Genomic DNA, 607 nt, shown 5'->3' with positions numbered 1-607 from the left:
ATAGTCGAAAATCTGCAAGTTGTAGAAACCGTAGAGTCGATCGAGCATCCTCAACCAGAACCGGTTGTCGAAAATCTACTTATTGTAGAAACCGTAGAGTCGATCGAGCATCATGAACCAGAACCGATAGTCGAAAATCTACTTATTGTAGAAACCGTAGAGTCGAGCCAACCTTCTCAACCAGAACCGATAGTCGAAAATCTGCAAGTTGTAGAAACCGTAGAGTCGAGCCAACCTTCTCAACCAGAATCCCAAGCAGTTGCAGAAACACCAGAGGAAATAAGCGATTTAGAACCAGAAATGCAACCAGTGGCAGATTTTCTGGAAATTGTAGAAAAACAAGAGTCGATCGAACTTTCTCAGTCAGAACCGATTGTCGAAAATCTACTCATTGTAGAAACAGTAGAGTCGATCGAGCTTTCTCAGCCAGAATCAGAACCGATTTTAGATGCACCAAAGTTGATCGAGCTTTCTCAGCCAGAACCTGAACCGATTGTAGATGCACCAAAGTCGATCGAACTTTCTCCACTAGAACCTGAACCGATTGTAGATGCACCAAAGTCGATCGAACTTTCTCCACTAGAACCTGAACCGATTGTAGATGCAC

At 43.5% G+C, this 607-nt stretch carries 1 pseudogene; it reads left to right on the top strand.

Features of this window, described 5'->3' with window-relative positions:
* Positions 1-607: pseudogene (locus QT973_RS23715) on the top strand (ATP-binding cassette domain-containing protein); the annotation flags it as partial.

Source organism: Microcoleus sp. Z1_A1 (assembly GCF_036700305.1).
In the GTDB taxonomy this organism is placed as follows: Bacteria; Cyanobacteriota; Cyanobacteriia; order Cyanobacteriales; family Microcoleaceae; genus Microcoleus.
Note: the sequence above shows the minus strand (reverse complement) of the source record. Positions and strands in the feature narration are given on the sequence as shown.